General features: G+C 50.3%; 17 protein-coding genes. 2 read left to right on the top strand and 15 right to left on the bottom strand.

The window, feature by feature from the left end; genetic code table 11:
* Positions 1-17 precede the first annotated feature (17 nt).
* The 13 genes from K331_RS0122730 to K331_RS0122670 form a co-directional block, all read right to left on the bottom strand.
* Positions 18-1,130 carry a nucleotidyltransferase domain-containing protein gene (locus K331_RS0122730; protein WP_028592042.1) on the bottom strand — a complete coding sequence of 371 codons (1,113 nt, stop codon included), beginning with the start codon at positions 1,128-1,130 and terminating at the stop codon, positions 18-20.
* Positions 1,131-1,251: 121 nt separating this feature from the next.
* Positions 1,252-1,527 carry an acyl carrier protein gene (locus K331_RS0122725; protein ID WP_028592041.1) on the bottom strand — a complete coding sequence of 92 codons (276 nt, stop codon included), beginning with the start codon at positions 1,525-1,527 and terminating at the stop codon, positions 1,252-1,254.
* Positions 1,528-1,553: 26 nt separating this feature from the next.
* Entirely contained in the window at positions 1,554-2,330 is a 777-nt protein-coding gene (locus K331_RS0122720) for an ABC transporter permease (protein WP_028592040.1), read from the bottom strand.
* Positions 2,331-2,333: 3 nt separating this feature from the next.
* Entirely contained in the window at positions 2,334-3,137 is an 804-nt protein-coding gene (locus K331_RS0122715; RefSeq protein WP_028592039.1) for an ABC transporter permease, read from the bottom strand.
* Complete coding sequence (locus K331_RS0122710; RefSeq protein ID WP_018886070.1) at positions 3,134-4,108, bottom strand: ABC transporter ATP-binding protein; 975 nt, start codon at positions 4,106-4,108, stop codon at positions 3,134-3,136. The genes K331_RS0122715 and K331_RS0122710 overlap by 4 nt, the downstream gene beginning before the upstream one ends.
* A complete protein-coding gene (locus tag K331_RS0122705; RefSeq protein ID WP_025681364.1) occupies positions 4,074-4,610 on the bottom strand; it encodes a P-loop NTPase family protein in 537 nt (178 codons plus the stop codon). The genes K331_RS0122710 and K331_RS0122705 overlap by 35 nt, the downstream gene beginning before the upstream one ends.
* A complete protein-coding gene (locus K331_RS0122700; RefSeq protein WP_028592038.1) occupies positions 4,607-5,773 on the bottom strand; it encodes a hypothetical protein in 1,167 nt (388 codons plus the stop codon). The genes K331_RS0122705 and K331_RS0122700 overlap by 4 nt, the downstream gene beginning before the upstream one ends.
* Before the next feature lie 80 nt (positions 5,774-5,853).
* The gene (locus K331_RS0122695) at positions 5,854-6,837 is read right to left on the bottom strand and encodes an FkbM family methyltransferase (RefSeq protein ID WP_028592037.1); all 984 of its coding nucleotides are present in this window, start codon (positions 6,835-6,837) and stop codon (positions 5,854-5,856) included.
* Between the two features lie 247 nt (positions 6,838-7,084).
* Positions 7,085-8,080, bottom strand: coding sequence for an acetyl-CoA carboxylase carboxyltransferase subunit alpha (locus K331_RS0122690; protein ID WP_028592036.1), 996 nt, complete (start codon positions 8,078-8,080; stop codon positions 7,085-7,087).
* Position 8,081: 1 nt separating this feature from the next.
* Positions 8,082-8,975 (bottom strand): acetyl-CoA carboxylase, carboxyltransferase subunit beta, encoded by an 894-nt coding sequence (gene accD, locus K331_RS0122685; RefSeq protein WP_028592035.1) that lies wholly within the window; start codon positions 8,973-8,975, stop codon positions 8,082-8,084.
* A gap of 272 nt (positions 8,976-9,247) precedes the next feature.
* A complete protein-coding gene (locus K331_RS0122680; protein WP_018886076.1) occupies positions 9,248-9,436 on the bottom strand; it encodes a hypothetical protein in 189 nt (62 codons plus the stop codon).
* Positions 9,437-9,602: 166 nt separating this feature from the next.
* On the bottom strand, positions 9,603-10,097 hold the full coding sequence (locus K331_RS0122675) for a phosphatidylglycerophosphatase A family protein (protein WP_028592034.1): 495 nt from the start codon (positions 10,095-10,097) through the stop codon (positions 9,603-9,605).
* A 115-nt stretch (positions 10,098-10,212) separates the two neighbouring features.
* Positions 10,213-13,998 carry a DNA polymerase III subunit alpha gene (locus tag K331_RS0122670; protein ID WP_028592033.1) on the bottom strand — a complete coding sequence of 1,262 codons (3,786 nt, stop codon included), beginning with the start codon at positions 13,996-13,998 and terminating at the stop codon, positions 10,213-10,215.
* 225 nt (positions 13,999-14,223) lie between these two features.
* On the opposite strand from K331_RS0122670, the gene K331_RS0122665 reads away from it, so the two are divergent.
* Positions 14,224-14,553, top strand: coding sequence for a YtrH family sporulation protein (locus K331_RS0122665; RefSeq protein WP_028592032.1), 330 nt, complete (start codon positions 14,224-14,226; stop codon positions 14,551-14,553).
* Positions 14,554-14,556: 3 nt separating this feature from the next.
* Positions 14,557-15,024 carry a hypothetical protein gene (locus K331_RS0122660; RefSeq protein WP_028592031.1) on the top strand — a complete coding sequence of 156 codons (468 nt, stop codon included), beginning with the start codon at positions 14,557-14,559 and terminating at the stop codon, positions 15,022-15,024.
* A gap of 82 nt (positions 15,025-15,106) precedes the next feature.
* On the opposite strand, the gene K331_RS0122655 is transcribed toward K331_RS0122660, so the two are convergent.
* A complete protein-coding gene (locus tag K331_RS0122655) occupies positions 15,107-16,441 on the bottom strand; it encodes a DRTGG domain-containing protein (RefSeq protein ID WP_018886081.1) in 1,335 nt (444 codons plus the stop codon).
* Positions 16,442-16,656: 215 nt separating this feature from the next.
* The gene (locus K331_RS0122650; protein ID WP_028592030.1) at positions 16,657-16,950 is read right to left on the bottom strand and encodes a hypothetical protein; all 294 of its coding nucleotides are present in this window, start codon (positions 16,948-16,950) and stop codon (positions 16,657-16,659) included.
* Positions 16,951-16,957 lie beyond the last annotated feature (7 nt).

Here is a 16,957-nt window from a genome sequence, read left to right as displayed (position 1 = left end):
TCCAGATTGATTGCTATCTATTCCTCAAGTAGCCTGTGCTTCGGCTCAAAGCCATCCAGCTCGTCTTTGTTGCTGCTGGAGAATATCCGCTCTTGAATGCTCTTTCGCCACACGGAGCTCTCCCCATAATCCTGACGACCAAATTCCTGAAGGAACTGCATATCCTGCACATCAAGCAGCTTCATCCAGCGCTCCTCATAACCATCGTTATAGATCGATTTCAAGTAATACAGTGTGTAGTACACTGCTTCACGATAGCCAAGCTTATTCGCTTGTGTCATCGTCTCCCGTAAGCTTACTTCATCCATTCGCGCCAAAATATACTCGCGGATATCACATAGCTTAATCAGCGTGAGGTCGTTCACATTATAAATCCAGGCCAGATTTGTCGCTTCCTTATAGAAGTGACAGCATAGGTGCAAGAAGAAATCGGCTGGCTGCAGTACGCCGCCCTCTGCCCGCTCCAGCATGTCTCGAACATCCTGCTTCTTCAGATCCAGATCAAGGCTGAAGCAGAAATCGAGCTTGAAGCAATTAATATAATCGGAATCTGCTATTTTCAAGAAGGGGTACATATTATTCATCTTATTCTTCCACAGAATCTGCTTCGTACGACTGACCTCTCTGATCGTTCGGGTCGGCTTGTCATAGTCGCCCTGACAATAGCCCAGCTCCTTCATAGCCAGCGTTATCCTCGGTACATCTACATGGTCTACTAGAATATCCATGTCATTCATATTACGTAGTCCATAATCCGGATAGATATGCTTGGCCAGATAAGCTCCCTTAAGCAGAGCATAGCGAATCGAGCTGGCCTCCAGCACCTCAGCGATTTTCCTGGACTCCAGAATGTAGCTCTCCGTACGCTTCCTTAGACCAAGATGATAAAATTTCATAACGGGTAACAAGGGCTTGGCCACCAGGTGCTCTAGCCTGAGCCGAAGCAGGTTGCCCCAAGCAAGTCCCAGTACTTTGTTCTTGGCGCACGCATTCAGTATGAAGTACCAATCGAGTCGACCTGTCTCTACCAGAACGCGAACCCGTGTCTCCTCCTCCTTCGTGAAGGTCAATCTGGCCAGCAGCAGCACAATCTCCTGCTCAGTGGATAATACCTCAACATCCGTGTTCATTCATTCAGCACGTCCTTTCAGCCTCTCCGTAAATGTTTGCTCATTACGAACTCATAGCAGCAATGAAGTGTGAAGCCCAGGATGTTAGATTGGAGCGTGAACCTTCATACACCTCCATCTCTCATGGCGATGGCTGGACCATAGTCACCTTCGCCACATGCTCAAGAATTTTATTCACGGTCTCGAAGTTCTCCATCATCAAAGCTTCATCCGCAAATTCAATCCCGAATGCCTGCTCAATCGCCAGAATCAGTCGAATGAAGCTCATGGAGTCCAATCCCAGGGTATCAAGCGGGACATCCTCCCCGATGACAAGCGGTGTATCCACCCCCTCCTCTCCATTCACCTCTATTACATTACTGATCAATTGCTTGATATTCTCTTTACTGAGCTCCATATGGCTCTCCTCACTTTCGTATTTATTTATGACCCTGTGGACTTATAATGTCGGATGCCTAGCCTCCATAACCAGAAGACAGGCACAATCAGCAGGGTAGCATACAAAGGTGACAACGCATGATGTACACTGGTACTTTTGTCAGTCAGGTATAATAGGGGGAAATACTGAATACACGCCAACGGAATAATGTACGTAAAGAAGGTCAGGATTCTCTTCCCGTAGATCGACAACGGGTAACGGCCAAATTCCCTGCTCCCATCCGTGAGAATATTGAAGACCTCCAGTCCCTGGGTTGTAAAAAAACAGATGGCTGCATACAGCAAAAATAACGTGGCAAAAAATAATGTGCCACAGACAATCATCAGCAGTTGAACGGCAATCTTATCCAGCCCCCATACGACCCCGCTATTAGGTATGGCGTACAAATAGATGATGACCGCTTGGGCAAATCTCCCTACCCTGCTTAATTCAAAGGTCGAGGATAAGATCTGAAAGATCTCATTGCGCGGCCTCACCATAATTCGGTCGAATTGACCGTTAGCCAGCATGTTATCGAACGTATCGAAGCCTCTGGCGAAGAACTCTGCCAACGAGTATGCCATAAGCACCGTCGCAAAGCAGAGCAACACCTCACCATATGTAAAATCAAGCACCTGATTAAAGCGGCCGAACAAAAAAGTCAGGCCGAGAAAGGCAAAAAACGATGTCAAAAATTGTCCTATAATCGTCAGTGTGAGTGACATCTTGTGCTGCATGACAGAATAGAAGTACACCCGCATGTATGCCATGTATAATTTCATCGTCTATCCCCCCTGTACCACTACATTTTTCAACGCTCTCCGCAAGGCCAGCTTACCGATCAACACCAGACTAATCAGCCAGAATAGCTGAATAAGAATGCTGTACAAGGCATCAGTCCCTTGAATGTTCCCGCTGAAGATACGGAACGGTACATTCTGCATGGATGCGAATGGTAGTAGGTTAATCACCGTCTGCAGTGCATCCGGAAAGAACGGAAGTGGGATAACCGCTCCAGCCAGAAACTCCACAAGTGACGACATGACCATCCGAACTCCTGTGGAGGAGATGGTATAGAAGGTTGTGACGTAGATCAGCATGCAAAAAGCAACCACCAAGAATAAGGCAAGCAGCATGGATATCAAAAATAACAGAAATTGCCCGCCGTCATGTGGAAGACTTAATCGGTAGGGCTGCGGCATCAGGAATGCCAGCAGGATAATCGGAATAAAGCGGAACAAGGCTTTGGCCACACGACTCGCTATGTTTTTCACAAACCACATATCGTATAAGTCACTGGGACGGCATAGCTCATATGCTATCTGTCCGCTAGAGATGGATGATAGAATCTCCCGATCCAGATACCAGGTAATGAACAGCGTAAAGAAAGCTTGCTGCAGCCACATATAAGTGACTACCTCAGAGAAGCTCATGGGGAGCTGTACATTATTGCTGTCATAAAAGGATTTGTACAAGAAAATATTCATTAACGCCCAGCACACCTGGGCTATGATTCCCGCATATGCACTAAGCTTGTATTGCAGCAGATTCACGGTATGGACCTTGAAAAAGGCAAAATACACCTTCATAGATCGAACCCCCTGTACAGGTCCACCACAATCTCTTCAATGGAAGTGCCCAGCACAGTCATATCCTCAATCAGTACCTGAGTAGATAAGTAAGCAATGGCCGACGAAGCGGAAATCGTACTGGTATCGACGGCAATATCCATATGCCCCGGCAAGGATTTGATGAGCCGCAGACCATCGCACATCGTAGGCACCTGCCCCGTATATTCAATCGTCAGCACCTTCTGCTTGTTGTATCTTTCCTTCAGCTGATTGATGGAGCCGTCGAGCAGAATTTCACCCTTGCCGATTACGATGATGCGCTTCGTCAGTGCCTCGATATCCTGCATGTCATGCGTGGTAAGAATGACGGTCGTCTTCTTCTCCTGGTTAATGTCCCAAATGAACTTGCGCACCTCTCTCTTGGAGACGGCATCCAGACCAATCGTCGGCTCATCCAGAAACAGCAGCCTTGGACTATGTAGCAGCGAAGCGGAGATCTCGCAGCGCATACGCTGCCCCAACGACAGCTGCCTTGCAGGTGTCCTGATGATATGCTCGATATCCAAGAGGTCTGTCAGCATGTTCAGATTGTCCTTGAATTGTCTCTCAGGGACCTTGTAGATATCCCGAAGCAATTGGAACGAGTCAATGACCGGAATGTCCCACCACAACTGAGATCGCTGTCCAAATACAACTCCAATATCCTGCACATGACGGACCCGCTCCTTCCAGGGGGTGCGTCCATTCACCACACAGGTGCCGCTGTCAGGCGTCAACACACCGCTCAAGATTTTGATCGTACTGCTCTTGCCCGCTCCGTTAGGCCCGATATAGCCTACCATTTCGCCCTCGGCAATATTGAAGCTGATATTGTTCAATGCTGACACGGTCGTATAGCGATTGCTGAAGAAGGATTTCAGGGCTGACATCGTCCCTCCGTCCCTGCGAGCAATCTTAAATGTTTTGTTCAAGTCTTTGACCTCGATCATGGATCCTGCCTCCATCATTATGCAAGTAAGATTGAATGTCCTGTGTACCCTTCAGCACAATAACCTTATCCTGTGCGTGCTGAATGAACTCCTCGTATCGTCGGTGCTTGATAATTCCGCGTGTCCATCTGATCATCTGCAGGACACTTCTCAGATTCTCACTGGTCCGAGGCTCTTGACCCAAGCGCCGGGCTGCAAATCTTCGCAGCACTCTCCAGCTAATTAGGCACAGATTCTGCTCCTGTATGAAAATGATCTGGTCTGCCTTGGACAGCACAGGCTCCAGCCAGGGCTCAAAATAAGCCCCTTCAATAATCCACGACTCCCCTCCCAGCAGATTGGACAGGTAGGCGTCACGCTGCTGTGCAGCACGCTCTACAGTATATTTTTCCTCCCAGAAAATATCATCAAGATCTGCATGCGGAATTTGGTGCTGCTTGCTGAGTCGGGCTGCCATATAGCTCTTCCCGCTGCCTGAGCAGCCAATGATATAGAGCTTCACAATGCACTGCTCTTTCCGAACAGCTCATTGTGCTCAGCTGAGCGTAGCGTATTGTGACCGAACTCTACCTGAATAAGCTCACACTGTTCGACAAGCTGTGTGATGAATTGAATAGCATTTGCCTCCAACTCCGCATCTTGCTTCACGCGCTTGACCAGCCAAGGCGTCAGCCAGTTCGGATCGCGAGGGGTCATACATGCTTTTAACAGCTCCTCTTGGGCTGCCTGTTGCTCCATTCTGAAGGCTCGAGCATAAGGAAGTGCATACTCGAACTTGGGGAATATGATCTTCTTGAGCTGAAAATCCGAGCAAGTCGGTACCCCAAATAGGCTAGATAGCTCCTGTGGGCTAAGCTCTGCTTTTTTGGAGGAACCTATCTTCCGCAAAATATCCTCATCCTTGTTCAGCCATTCAGCCGGCTGCTTGCGGGAGAAATTATAGTCCTGCAGGCATACCTCCAGCTCTGGAAAGCTCTCTGCGCTCCCCAGACCGACCCGTATCGCCAGCGGCACATATTCAAGGCTAAAGGCTCCGCGCTGCTGATGCAGGATCACCCGGTCATTTGCCACAAATTCATAGCCCTGCCCGAGCAGATATAGCAAGAAGGAGGTCTTGCCACTAGCCTTATCTCCGCAAATTAGTACCCCTTCATTGTCTATCCCGCCTGCAGCCGCACCATGAATAACAATTCCCTGCCGATTCTCTGCATGTCTGAGAATTAACTCGCGAATGACCCGAAGCAGATAAGATCCTCCCACCAGCGGCTCCTCTCGGGTACAGACATATAGCAGGTCTCCTTCCGTTGGCTGGATTACCACATAGTGGCCATCGGTACATACGCACACCCGTATGCCTTGCCCATGATACACATTCACTTTGCTACCACTCTTGTGTACGTGAAGTGTGTGTTCTGGCTCCAATTGATCTGCCAGCTCCAGCGCTTGCTCCAGCAATGCCTGACTATTCCTATGATGGATGACATAATGCTCCTGCTGACTGGCATAGGCTGAAGGATGCTTGGGCATGGCATTTAGATAGGCTTCGATGTAAACGTTAACATTTGCCTGGTTAGTCATACACCTTACAGATACGCCGGGAAAAGCATACAGGTACTCATGCTCCCAACTTTTAAATGCTGCCATGAAATCCTTCCATTGCTCCATGCTCTCTCTCCTCGTCATTGTATTGAGCACCCTTCAGGTTAAATGTCCGAAGTGTGAAGGCTACTAATGAATCCAGGTTATTACGCCCGTCTTGCGAATCTAGCCAGCTTCTCCTTCCAGCAATCTGTACCTTGCCGGATACAGACGAGATCCGACATGCTGCTCCGCTGGGTCACTACCTCAGGCTCCACTTGGACAATAGAGCCCTGCACCATTTCAAAAAATACATAATCCCAGTCTCTGAGCTTCTCCAACAAGGCATGTGCACTAGCTCCAAATTGCAGCAGATGGGCCTCACATACCTCCAGCAAAAGTACAGGGCTGTGCTGTCTGATCGTCTGCTGTGCTCCCTCAATGCACAAGAACTCTGCACCCTCCACATCAATCTTCATGCAGGTCAGGCGCTTAAGATCAACCTCCTTGAAGAAGGAATCCAGTGCAACGCTACGGGTCGACTGTACATGATCTGCATGCTCATTCTGCATTCTTAGAGAGGCACGAGCACGCGACTCATCCAGAAAAAACAAAGTCTCCTCTTTGCTCTGATTCGAGACGGCCACATTATAAGCGCTTACATTCTCTGACTCATTCAAGGATAGATGCTCGCTTAACTCTGTAAAGGTGCGTTGATTAGGCTCAAAGGCATGCACTTGTCCTTTCTCGCCTACCACTTTGGAGAACAGTATCGTGTAATATCCATAGTTGGCACCCAGATCAAGCACTGTATCCCCGGGCTGAACCAGCTCTCGAATCGCCGTCTCATAGAGTTCGTGATCTCTCCCCTCCCGGAGCAGATTGTACGTAATCGCATAGTAATCCGCATCATCTACGTAGTACCTTCTCTGGTCTTGCAGCGTCAGGATCATATGCTGCTCATTCACCTCAATACTCTTAACTCGTTGTTTAATGAATGATCTCAGCGTCTCCACGGGTTGCCTGACCTTCTTTTCCCATAGCTGCTGCTTGATATGTAGCTCGCGTTCAACGAACTGACGAGTGGGGACCTCATCCCTGTATTTACGTCTATGATGCTCAATAGCTCTTACTATTCGTTCCTCAGCCATATTCACTCTCCCTCCTTCGAAATAAACGCCCAAAATAAAGAATTAATAATAAATAAATTTAAATATATAATTATTTTACATGGAATTATTTTCATATTGTATTCTAGTATTATCATATATTCAAAATCACGTCAATGAGAGAAAACACACTGCTGATCGGAGCGATGGATGAAAGGTAGACTTGGACAAAAAAACTCCCTTCACAGCAACCGGTTCTATTGAACCTGTTACTGCAAAGGGAGTCTGCTTATTGCTGTAATTCACCACTGGTCTCGTTCTGCTGTTGCTGGTACCAGCCGAATTCTCCAATCTTGCGGAACTTCTGGTAACGGTCTTCCTTGAGCTCATGAGCATCCATAACGGATAGCTCCTTCAGGTGACGGTCCAGTGCGGACTTCACCGCTTCAGCGGCAAGCTCGTAGTCCTTGTGGGCACCGCCCTTCGGCTCTGGAATGATATCTTCGATGACTTCCATTTCCAGCAAATCCTGAGCCGTAATTCTCATCGCCTCAGCCGCCTGATCTGCCTTGGAGGCATCCTTCCACAGAATAGATGCTGCTCCGTTCGGAGAGATCGCAGAGTAAATGGCATGCTCTAGCATGAGGACGCGGTTGCCGACAGCCATAGCCAAGGCACCACCGCTACCGCCCTCTCCGATGACCACACAAATAACAGGTACCGAAAGCTTGGCCATTTCCCGCAAATTGCGAGCGATCGCTTCCGATTGACCTCTCTCTTCTGCTGTATTCCCCGGATAAGCCCCCTTCGTATCCACAAAGGTAATGATTGGCCGCCGGAATTTGTCAGCCTGCTGCATGAGACGCAGCGCCTTACGGAAGCCCTCAGGATGCGGACTTCCGAAGAAGCGGGCTATGTTATCCTTGGTGTCCTTCCCCCGCTGCTGCCCGATTACAGTCACGGGAGTGCCATTCAGGCGGGCAATTCCCCCTACCACCGCCAGATCATCACCGAAGAGTCTGTCTCCGTGCAGCTCAATGAAATCGGTAAAAATAAGCTCTATAAAGTCCAAAGAAGTCGGACGCTGATGAAGACGGGCAAGATGCATTTTTTGTGGAGCTGAAATGTTACTGTAAATCTCGTCTGCCATCTGGTCGTACCGTTCCTCCAGACGCTTGATTTCCTCCGTGAAATCAATGCCCTTCTCTTGACCAAATTGCTTCAATTCTTCTATCTTCTGGCGCATCTCCGCAAGAGGCTTCTCATAAGGCAATTCTCCCGCCAATCTAGTACACCCCTTTCGTGCTGTGAAGTTCAAGTAGCTGTGTTAATGTGCCGCGCAGGTCCTTGCGGTGAACGACCATATCCAGCTGTCCATGCTGCAGATTGAACTCTGACGTCTGGAAGTCATCCGGTAGCTTCTGCCGAATGGTCTGTTCAATGACAATTCTACCGGCAAAGCCAAATACGGCGCCTGGCTCAGCAATATTAATATCTCCCAGCGTAGCAAAGCTTGCGGATACTCCACCTGTCGTAGGATCAGTAACCACAGAAATATAGAGTCCACCCTGCTCGTCCAATCTGGAGAGAGCCGCACTCGTCTTCGCCATCTGCATCAAACTAAGAATACTTTCCTGCATTCGTGCACCGCCAGAGGTTGAGAAAATAATCACCGGCAGTCTCTTGGATATGGCCTGCTCAATAGCACGCGTAATCTTCTCCCCTACAACAGAGCCCATACTCCCAGTGAAAAAGTCAAAGCTCATTACAGCTACAACCACAGGTTGTCCACCAATCAAGCCTTCTCCAGTCACAACAGCATCACGCAATCCCGATTTCATCGTCTGCTGCTCCAGCTTAGAGCTGTATCCAGGGAAGCTGAGTGGATCGACCGAGATCATATCAGCATCATATTCTATGAAGCTTTCATCATCAAACGTCATTTTAATCCGTTCAAGAGCATTCAGTCTCATATGGTACCCGCAAGATGGGCATACCTTCAGATTCTTCTCCAGCTCCTTACTATACTGAATCGTTCCGCACTTTCCACACTTGGTCATGAGCCCTTCAGGAATCTCACGCTTGGGACGATCACCTGTATCAGGTTGTTCGCCGCCACGCGACCGCTCTGCGGGAATCGTTGCGTATTTTCTTTTTTTCTGGAATAAATCTTTGAACACAACTACACCTCTTCAGCCGTTAATTTGTCAGCCCAGGATCTATAGAAGCTGCCAATGAAGGAAGTCTTCATCATAAAAAATCTATATTAGGAACATGTCTTTCGAAGAACTTGCGTGGAAGTAGTCCCCACTCCGTGGAACGTATGTCTTGCGATTATAGACTTTGTTGGAGCGTTTGAACACGTATAATTTCTATAATTCCAAAATAAATGCCAGCACAGGCGTCAGCCTGATCTCCCTCATGCCAGTTGTTCGTGCGTGGGTGCATAGGTCTAAGGATGCAGGATGGCATTCAGCACTTCCTGAACTTCTTCCACTTCTCCAGAAGGGACGAGGATCTCAAATTGCTGCTTGGAGGCACTTATGGCCCGTGTCTTCACCATAAAACCTTCATCAGACAGCTTGAGCTTGATCATATCAGCCATTTTGGCAGTTGGTGCAATGTAGATCACCGTCCACACCCTTGTAACCCCCTAGGCAAATGTCTCTCGAGTCCGTATTAATGAACTCATGATAACATACCTTACTTTTTTCCCGCAAGAAAGGCCCTCTTCCTTCAAGAGGGCAATTAGCATTCCTAATGCCCGCCGTACAAGCTTCGACAGCTGGTCGGGAGCTATTTCAAATTTAAGATGTAGGGGGTGGATAATTGCGAGCCAGTGCATTTCCGTGGGCAATTCGGGCGGATGCTGCGGCCGCCAAACTCGCTACCAGATCATCCAGAAAAACATGAATACCTTCTGTCTTTCGGTTCAGACGCTCCAGAATTCCTGTTTTGTCCTTGTCAACATAGCCGAAGCTCGTTAGCCCAATCATACCATATACACTGGTAATCCCTAGTGCCATCGTCTCATCCACGCCATACAGCGGCTCATCTGCCTCCATAATGGTCTGCAGAGGCTCTGGCAGCAGCTTGCGCTCCGCCAGCTCATCCAACGCTATTCCTGTATACAAAGTATATTGAACCTCACGCTTGCCAAGCACGGACCTGACGCTATCCACACATTCCTGAAACGTCAGGTCAGGATAATATTTGCTCTGTAGATGATAGACGATGTCTGCAATGTCCTCGATTTTGACCCCTCTTCGCTTCAGAAGCGCCTCAGCATACTGTTGTGACATGAGCTTCCCCCCTGCTCCGCACCATGAACACCCATGGACAAGTTGCTGCGGAGATACTTTTAGCCGGTGTTCTCATGTGTATGCAACAGCTTACTGAATTGTTCTTGCCATAAGCTTACTTCACACGGACTGTGCCTTGGCCCAATAGCTTCTCCAGTTGTTGGAACAGCTCCGGGGAAGGCTTGGTCCGGTAGGCATCACTCAGTGCAAGCAAGCGCTGGCTCCCTTCGTAGAAAAGAACCGTCTGCAGATCTCCCTCATGCTTCTCCAGTGCAGACTTTACCATGCTCAGCAGCCCAGCATCCCCTTCAGCCTCCTTGGTGATTTTGATAAAGATTCGCTGATCCGAGCCACTCTTTCTGTCTTGCTCCACTCCTGCTCTATCAGATAGATTTGCCTGGTCGTTAGTCTCCCTGCCTGTCCCAGCTCCAATAGCACCCTCGATAGCACGGCTGGCTGCGGCATGGGCCTTGGTAACCCTTTGACCAGACTCTCCCGAGGACTTCACCCATGCAGATTCATGACGACTGTCGACATTTTGTGCACTTCGTCCATCTGTACGGGAAGCATGATCCAGTACGGCAGAGGACACCTTCTGTCCGGGTACTGCAACGGATGCTGCAGTGACAGCAGCAGGCGGACTGCCCTGCGCACGTCCAGAGGCAGGACGCCTGGAGCTGCTGCTCCGGCGGGACAGCAGGCGCTGTAGATGCTCTCCACTCAGCGGAGCTACCTCATCCGCAAGCAGCTTGAAGCCCTCATCCTGCTGCTGCACTCTCGCACGAATGGCGAGCAACGCTCCTTTTTCCACATGCGAACGACTTCTTTTCCAGACTTCAGGAAACAATACGACTTCGCAGCGCTCAATCTGATCCTCCAGCTCCATGAAGGCCATTTCTTTCCCCTGCTTCGTCGTAATCGTCTTCATGGATACAACCATGCCTGCGGTAACGATCACTGACTCATCCGTGGCCTCCGACAGCTGCATGAGCTTGTCTATACCAGCAGCCACCAGCTCCTCGTCCCAGTCATCAAGTGGATGGCCGGACAGATAGAGACCCAGTAGCTCACGCTCCATCTCCAGCTGCTGGCTAGCACTGTAAGGCTGTACGTCAGGATAGTTGATTTCCCAGTTCGGCGTCTCCAGGACATCGAAATCGAACAGCTGAATTTGCAGATCCTCACGCTCCTTGCGCCACTTCAAGGCAGCCTCAAGCGTCTCATCAAGCATCGTCAGTAGTTGGGCTCTGTGCCCTGGCAGAGAATCGAAGGCCCCTGCCTGGATCAGTGACTCAATCACCCGCTTGTTGCACACCCGCAGATCTACGCGACGACAGAAATCTAGCAAGCTGTCGAAAGGACGCTCCTTCCGCTCACTTAGAATACTTTCCATAGCCTGCGTACCAACATTCTTAATGGCTGCAAGTCCGAATCGAATATTCTGCATTACCGGCGTGAACAGTACACCGCTCTCATTCACGTCTGGTGGCAGCACCTTCATATTCATGCGTCGACATTCCACGACATACTCTGCCACCTTGCGATGGCTCCCCATCACGGCCGTCAGCATGGAAGCCATGAACTGAACCGGGTAATGAGCCTTCAGATAGGCTGTCTGGAAGGCCAATACGCCATAGGCAGCGGCATGCGCACGCGGGAAACCGTAATCAGCAAAGCGAACGATCATGTCATAGACCACATCCGCTTCCGCCTCCGTATAGCCCTTATTGATGCTTCCTGCCACGAAATGCCCCCGCTCTCGGTCAAGCACCTCACGCTTTTTCTTGGATACAGCCCTACGCAGCAGGTCCGCCTCTCCCAGCGAAAAGCCCGCCATTCGGGAAGCAATCTGCATAATCTGCTCCTGATACACGATAATGCCATAAGTATCCTTCAAGACAGGCTCCAGATCAGGGTGAGGATATCGAACCTCTATCGCTCCATGCTTAGCTTGAATGTAGTTCGGAATGAACTCCATTGGACCCGGGCGATACAATGCGAGCACCGAGATAATATCCTCGAAGCTGCTTGGCTTCATATCCTTGAGCACTCTGCGCATCCCTGCAGACTCTAATTGGAACACACCTGTCGTCTCACCTCGTCCAAGCAGCTCATAGGTTAGCGGATCATCGTCACTGACCTGATTAAAATCAGGCGTCGTGCCATACTCCTCTCCAATCCATCGGAGACTGCGCTCAATAATGGATAGCGTCCGCAAGCCGAGAAAGTCCATCTTTAGCAGGCCGATCGACTCCAGACTCTCCATGGCATACTGGGTGAGCGGGACGCCTTCTCCTCCCTCCTGCAATGGCACAGCATCCGTCAGGGGCGAACGCGAAATCACGACACCTGCGGCGTGCGTAGACGCATGCCTTGGCATTCCTTCTACCTTCATCGCCATATCGAGCATCCCACGGGTAGCCGGCTTCGTCTCATATAACTCCCGCAGCCCTTCGCTGATCTCCATTGCCTTACGGATATGAATGCCGATCTGGCCCGGTATGAGCTTCGCTGCCTTGTCTACCTCGCCATAGGGAACATTCTGCACGCGCCCTACGTCACGTACTGCCGCTCTGGCCGCAAGCGTCCCGAACGTGATAATCTGAGCAACATGCTCCTTGCCATATTTGGCAACGACATAGTCGATAACCTCATCCCGCCGCTCGTCACTGAAGTCAATATCAATATCCGGCATGCTGATCCGCTCCGGGTTCAGGAAGCGTTCGAACAGCAGCTGGTATTTCATTGGATCTACATTCGTAATCTTGAGTACATACGCTACGAGGCTACCAGCAGACGAGCCACGTCCTGGCCCGGTTGCAATTCCCTGCTGATGGGCATAAGCGATGAAATCCCAGACGATCAGGAAATAGTCGCTGAAGCCCATGCTCTCGATCGTATTCAACTCATAATCAAGCCGCTCCTCCAGCTGTCTGCGTTGCTCCTCATCCTGCCAGCGGATATCCTGTGCATAACGTTCCTCCAGCCCCTGAAGACACAGAGACCGCAGATACTCGCCAGGAGACGTGCTTTCTGGCAGCGGACGATAGGCTGGTAATATATAATGACCGAATTCCAGCTCCAGCTGGCACTCGTCGGCAATACGCACCGTATTGGCCATCGCTTCTGGCAGATGCGGGAATAAGCGCGCCATCTCCTCAGCACTCTTCATATAGAGCTGATCTGTCGGAATACGGAATCTCTCCTCATCCTCCAGCGTCTTCCCCGTGCCAATGCAGATAAGCACATCCTGAACCTCAGCATCCGGACCCGTCAGATAGTGCACATCATTCGTTAATACGAGTGGAATGTCCAGCTCACGAGACAGCTCGACCAGCAGTCCATTCACTCGCTTCTGGTCAGGCAGCCCATGATCCTGCAGCTCCAGGTAGAAGTGCTCTCCGAAGATGTCCTTGTAGCGTTTCGCTGCAGCCCGCGCCTCGCGCTCCCGACCATGTAGCAAATGCTGCGGTACCTCGCCTCCCAAGCAGGCACTCAGGCAGGTGATGCCCTCACCGTAGGTCGCCAGGCTTTCCATATCAATACGTGGTTTATAATGAAAGCCCTCCAGATGACCGATGGAGCACAGCTTCATCAGATTCTGGTAGCCCTTCATATTACGTGCGAGCAATATCAAATGATAAATAGGCTGATCCTTGCGGCTGCCACGCTCCTTGCGCGAGCCTGCAGTCAAATAGACCTCGCAGCCAATGATTGGCTTAATGCCTCGTGCCTGACATGCTTTATAGAAAGGTATAGCCCCATACATAACCCCATGGTCTGTCAGCGCTAAAGCCTTCATTCCGTATGCAGCAGCCTGCTCGACCAGCTCCGTGATCCGGGCTGCACCGTCCAGCAGACTATATTCACTATGCGTATGCAGGTGAACAAATGAACTCATGCGCTTCGCATCCTTTCGGCGCTTGTTGAACAGATCGGTAGGAATGTCTGTTCCCTTTGGAACTATTTTATCATAACCTGGCACCTCGCGCCCATACAATAAAAGTACAGGCTCTATCGTGCCTGATCAAGGCTTGGCACAAGGCCATATCGTCAGGACATAAGCAACCATAGAAGCTGGCACAGAAGATCACCACAAGCCAAAAGTGAGAAAGTGAGGGACATGATGAGTACATTTTTAACCAAAGCTATTCTGGATTTCTTCATTGCATTTGGCATTGTGCTGGGCGGGGCTATGCTGGGAGGAGTCGGGGCCGTGATCGCCTTGCAGCCACCTACGCAAACGATGCTGGATATCGCAGGCAAAATCAAAATCTGGGCGCTTGCCGCGGCCGTGGGCGGAACGATTGATCCCATGAGGGTCATTGAGAGCAATGTGCTGGATGGCAATCTTTCACCAGCCATCAAGCAGATTCTGTATCTGATCTTGGCTTTTCTGGGGGCACACATGGGGACGGAGCTGGTCAAATGGGTATGTAACGGGGGACGGAGCTAGCATATGAGGAGCTTCTTGAGACATTCAGGTATTTTCGTGCTTGGCATGGTCGCGGGAAGCATTATATACAATGCCATCTGGCATACCAGCTATAACGCGCTCTGGATGCATAATCAGGATTTGCGCATTCAGCTGGACCAGGCGGAGGAGGATAATGAGACTCTGCGCAAGCACAGCAACCGACATAGTGTGATTAAGGAGATTAGGGTCCGGGCCGAGCAGACAAGCGCAGATAAAATCTCGGCGATCGAGGTCAAGGATATACTGCGGCAGATGCATGAGGATCTGGAGGTGCTGCGCGGACGGGATATATTCGAGATTGATACAGACAGCAAGATGGTCCGTGTTCTGCTCAACCGCAAAGTATATACCGTACGCGAGAAAGAATACTCCATTCAGGTCAAGACGATGCTGGCGGTAGAAGGCGTGCTGCAAATCTGGGTGGAGATGCGCCCGTATATACGAAGCTAGGACATGAACGCATTACATGAGCATAGAGCCAATCCAAGCGTGAAGCCCTGTCATTCCTGAAATGAGCTGGCCTGATCATGCTTCACCCATGGTCAATGGAATGCAGGGTCAGCACCGATTTGCAGACGATAAGCTCCTCTCGGAAAATAGAAATCTCCAGCCTGCAGGTTCGCCTGCTGACCTCCATCACTGAAGAGCGAATGACGACAGCATCCTCAATCTGTACCGGACGGATAAAATAGCTGCTGATCTGATCCAGCACATGATCATTGCCTGTCAGGTCCTTGGCGACGCGGCAGCCCGCCTGTGTCATGATATTGATCAGCACTCCCTCCGAGATCGTACCGAGATTCGTAGCCATCTGCGGAATAATGAAGCCGTTGAACATCAGCTCCCCTTCCGGTCCGCGCTCCTCTGCAAGGCCGCTCCAGATCAGATGATCGAACGTCTCTCCTAGCTGTGGCTGCTTCTGGGCGTCTCGGAGGGCTGTCAGCACCTCCTTGCGGGACACGGACCCAAGCAGCTTGCGATTCCGGTCAATGATCGGCAGGAAATGGATGCCCTCCCAGGTCATAATCTGCGCAGCCGAGGCCAGAGAGGTCTGCAGCAAGGCTGTAATCGGGCTACGAAGAATACACTTCTCAATAGACTGATTGCCTTGTAGATGCTGAATATCCTTTCGCCCCACAATGCCGATGAGACGGTTCCATTCATCCACTACTGTGAAACGCTGTTCTCCAGTTGCTTCAGCCAGTGCCTCCAGATCGGCAACGGTGCTGTTGATCTTCAGTGTGTGGGGCTTGCCCTTGCGCGAGACAATATCCTCGACCAGCATAATTTTCTTCTTGATCAGGCGGTCAAATATGGCTCGGTTTATCATGGAGGCGACCGTAAAGGTATCATGACGCGAGGAGATAATCGGCAAATTAAGCTTGTCGGCCAGCTGCTTCACTTCACGGCTTGTACCAAAGCCCCCTGTAATGAGCACACCAGCTCCCTGTTCTAGTGCCAAGGAGTGTGCATTCTCGCGGTTACCAACGATGAGCAGGCTGCCTGGATCAATATAACGTGCCATGGCATCCACTTTCATCGCACCGATGACATACTTGTGAAGCGGCTGGGCCAGACCCTCGCTACCGCCAAGTACATGCCCCTCAACGATATTCACCACATCCGCAAAGGTCAGCTGCTCGGAAACTCCACGTGGCCGCTTTTCTACCCGAACCGTTCCGATCCGTTCCTTCGTAATGACAATGCCGAGATTCTCGGCTTCCTTTACAGCACGGTAGGCGGTCCCTTCACTAACAGCCATCTCCTTGGCCAATCTGCGGACCGATATTTTGGTGCCCACCTTTAGCTGTTCTATATGTCGTAATAGCTGTTCATGCTTCGTGACCGTTTCGTCGAACCCCTGCACAACTGTTACACCCCCTGCGAGCAATCTGTATTAATCTGTACTCATTATATCATATCCACCACCATTTCAAAGATAGGTATGTCACCTTCTCAGCTCAGCGCAGGTTCATCAATTAGCCTATCCCCCGTATCCCCCGGTCAATAGCAAACAAGCCAGCAGAACAAGATACATCTCTTGTCCTACCAGCTTGGTGCATGAGACTATGCGTCAGCCCTTCAAGAGGACTTGCCTCTAAGAGCATCCTGCTGCTGCTCATCCCATTTCAGCTGCCATTGCTGCAGCTTGGCCTTGCGCACTCGCTCTAACGCTGCCCGTTTCTCCTCATCCACACCCAGCAGAAAATGCAGGTTGGCACCGATCACCATCAGCGAGAATAACACCCACACAGCTCCGAATAGCTCTACCAGTCCCATTTCTCCACCAAAAGGAATTCGCGGCAGTGCGATAATGAGCATCGCCAGAGCAATCAGTAAATATAAGCCATGCTTCCACTTCTTAAAAGACTTCATATCCTAA

It is taken from the genome of Paenibacillus massiliensis subsp. panacisoli DSM 21345, assembly GCF_000426545.1.
Lineage (GTDB): Bacteria > Bacillota > Bacilli > Paenibacillales > Paenibacillaceae > Paenibacillus > Paenibacillus panacisoli.
The sequence above is the reverse complement of the archived record's forward strand: the minus strand, read 5'-3'. Positions and strand labels throughout refer to the sequence as shown.

Bases quoted from the DNA above. Each gene is read 5' to 3' on its own strand.
- K331_RS0122730 (WP_028592042.1), bottom strand. From the start codon at position 1,130: ATGAACACGGATGTTGAGGTATTATCCACTGAGCAGGAGATTGTGCTG.
- K331_RS0122725 (WP_028592041.1), bottom strand. From the start codon at position 1,527: ATGGAGCTCAGTAAAGAGAATATCAAGCAATTGATCAGTAATGTAATA.
- K331_RS0122720 (WP_028592040.1), bottom strand. From the start codon at position 2,330: ATGAAATTATACATGGCATACATGCGGGTGTACTTCTATTCTGTCATG.
- K331_RS0122715 (WP_028592039.1), bottom strand. From the start codon at position 3,137: ATGAAGGTGTATTTTGCCTTTTTCAAGGTCCATACCGTGAATCTGCTG.
- K331_RS0122710 (WP_018886070.1), bottom strand. From the start codon at position 4,108: ATGATCGAGGTCAAAGACTTGAACAAAACATTTAAGATTGCTCGCAGG.
- K331_RS0122700 (WP_028592038.1), bottom strand. From the start codon at position 5,773: ATGGAGCAATGGAAGGATTTCATGGCAGCATTTAAAAGTTGGGAGCAT.
- K331_RS0122695 (WP_028592037.1), bottom strand. From the start codon at position 6,837: ATGGCTGAGGAACGAATAGTAAGAGCTATTGAGCATCATAGACGTAAA.
- K331_RS0122675 (WP_028592034.1), bottom strand. From the start codon at position 10,097: ATGTCACAACAGTATGCTGAGGCGCTTCTGAAGCGAAGAGGGGTCAAA.
- K331_RS0122670 (WP_028592033.1), bottom strand. From the start codon at position 13,998: ATGAGTTCATTTGTTCACCTGCATACGCATAGTGAATATAGTCTGCTG.
- K331_RS0122665 (WP_028592032.1), top strand. From the start codon at position 14,224: ATGAGTACATTTTTAACCAAAGCTATTCTGGATTTCTTCATTGCATTT.
- K331_RS0122660 (WP_028592031.1), top strand. From the start codon at position 14,557: ATGAGGAGCTTCTTGAGACATTCAGGTATTTTCGTGCTTGGCATGGTC.
- K331_RS0122650 (WP_028592030.1), bottom strand. From the start codon at position 16,950: ATGAAGTCTTTTAAGAAGTGGAAGCATGGCTTATATTTACTGATTGCT.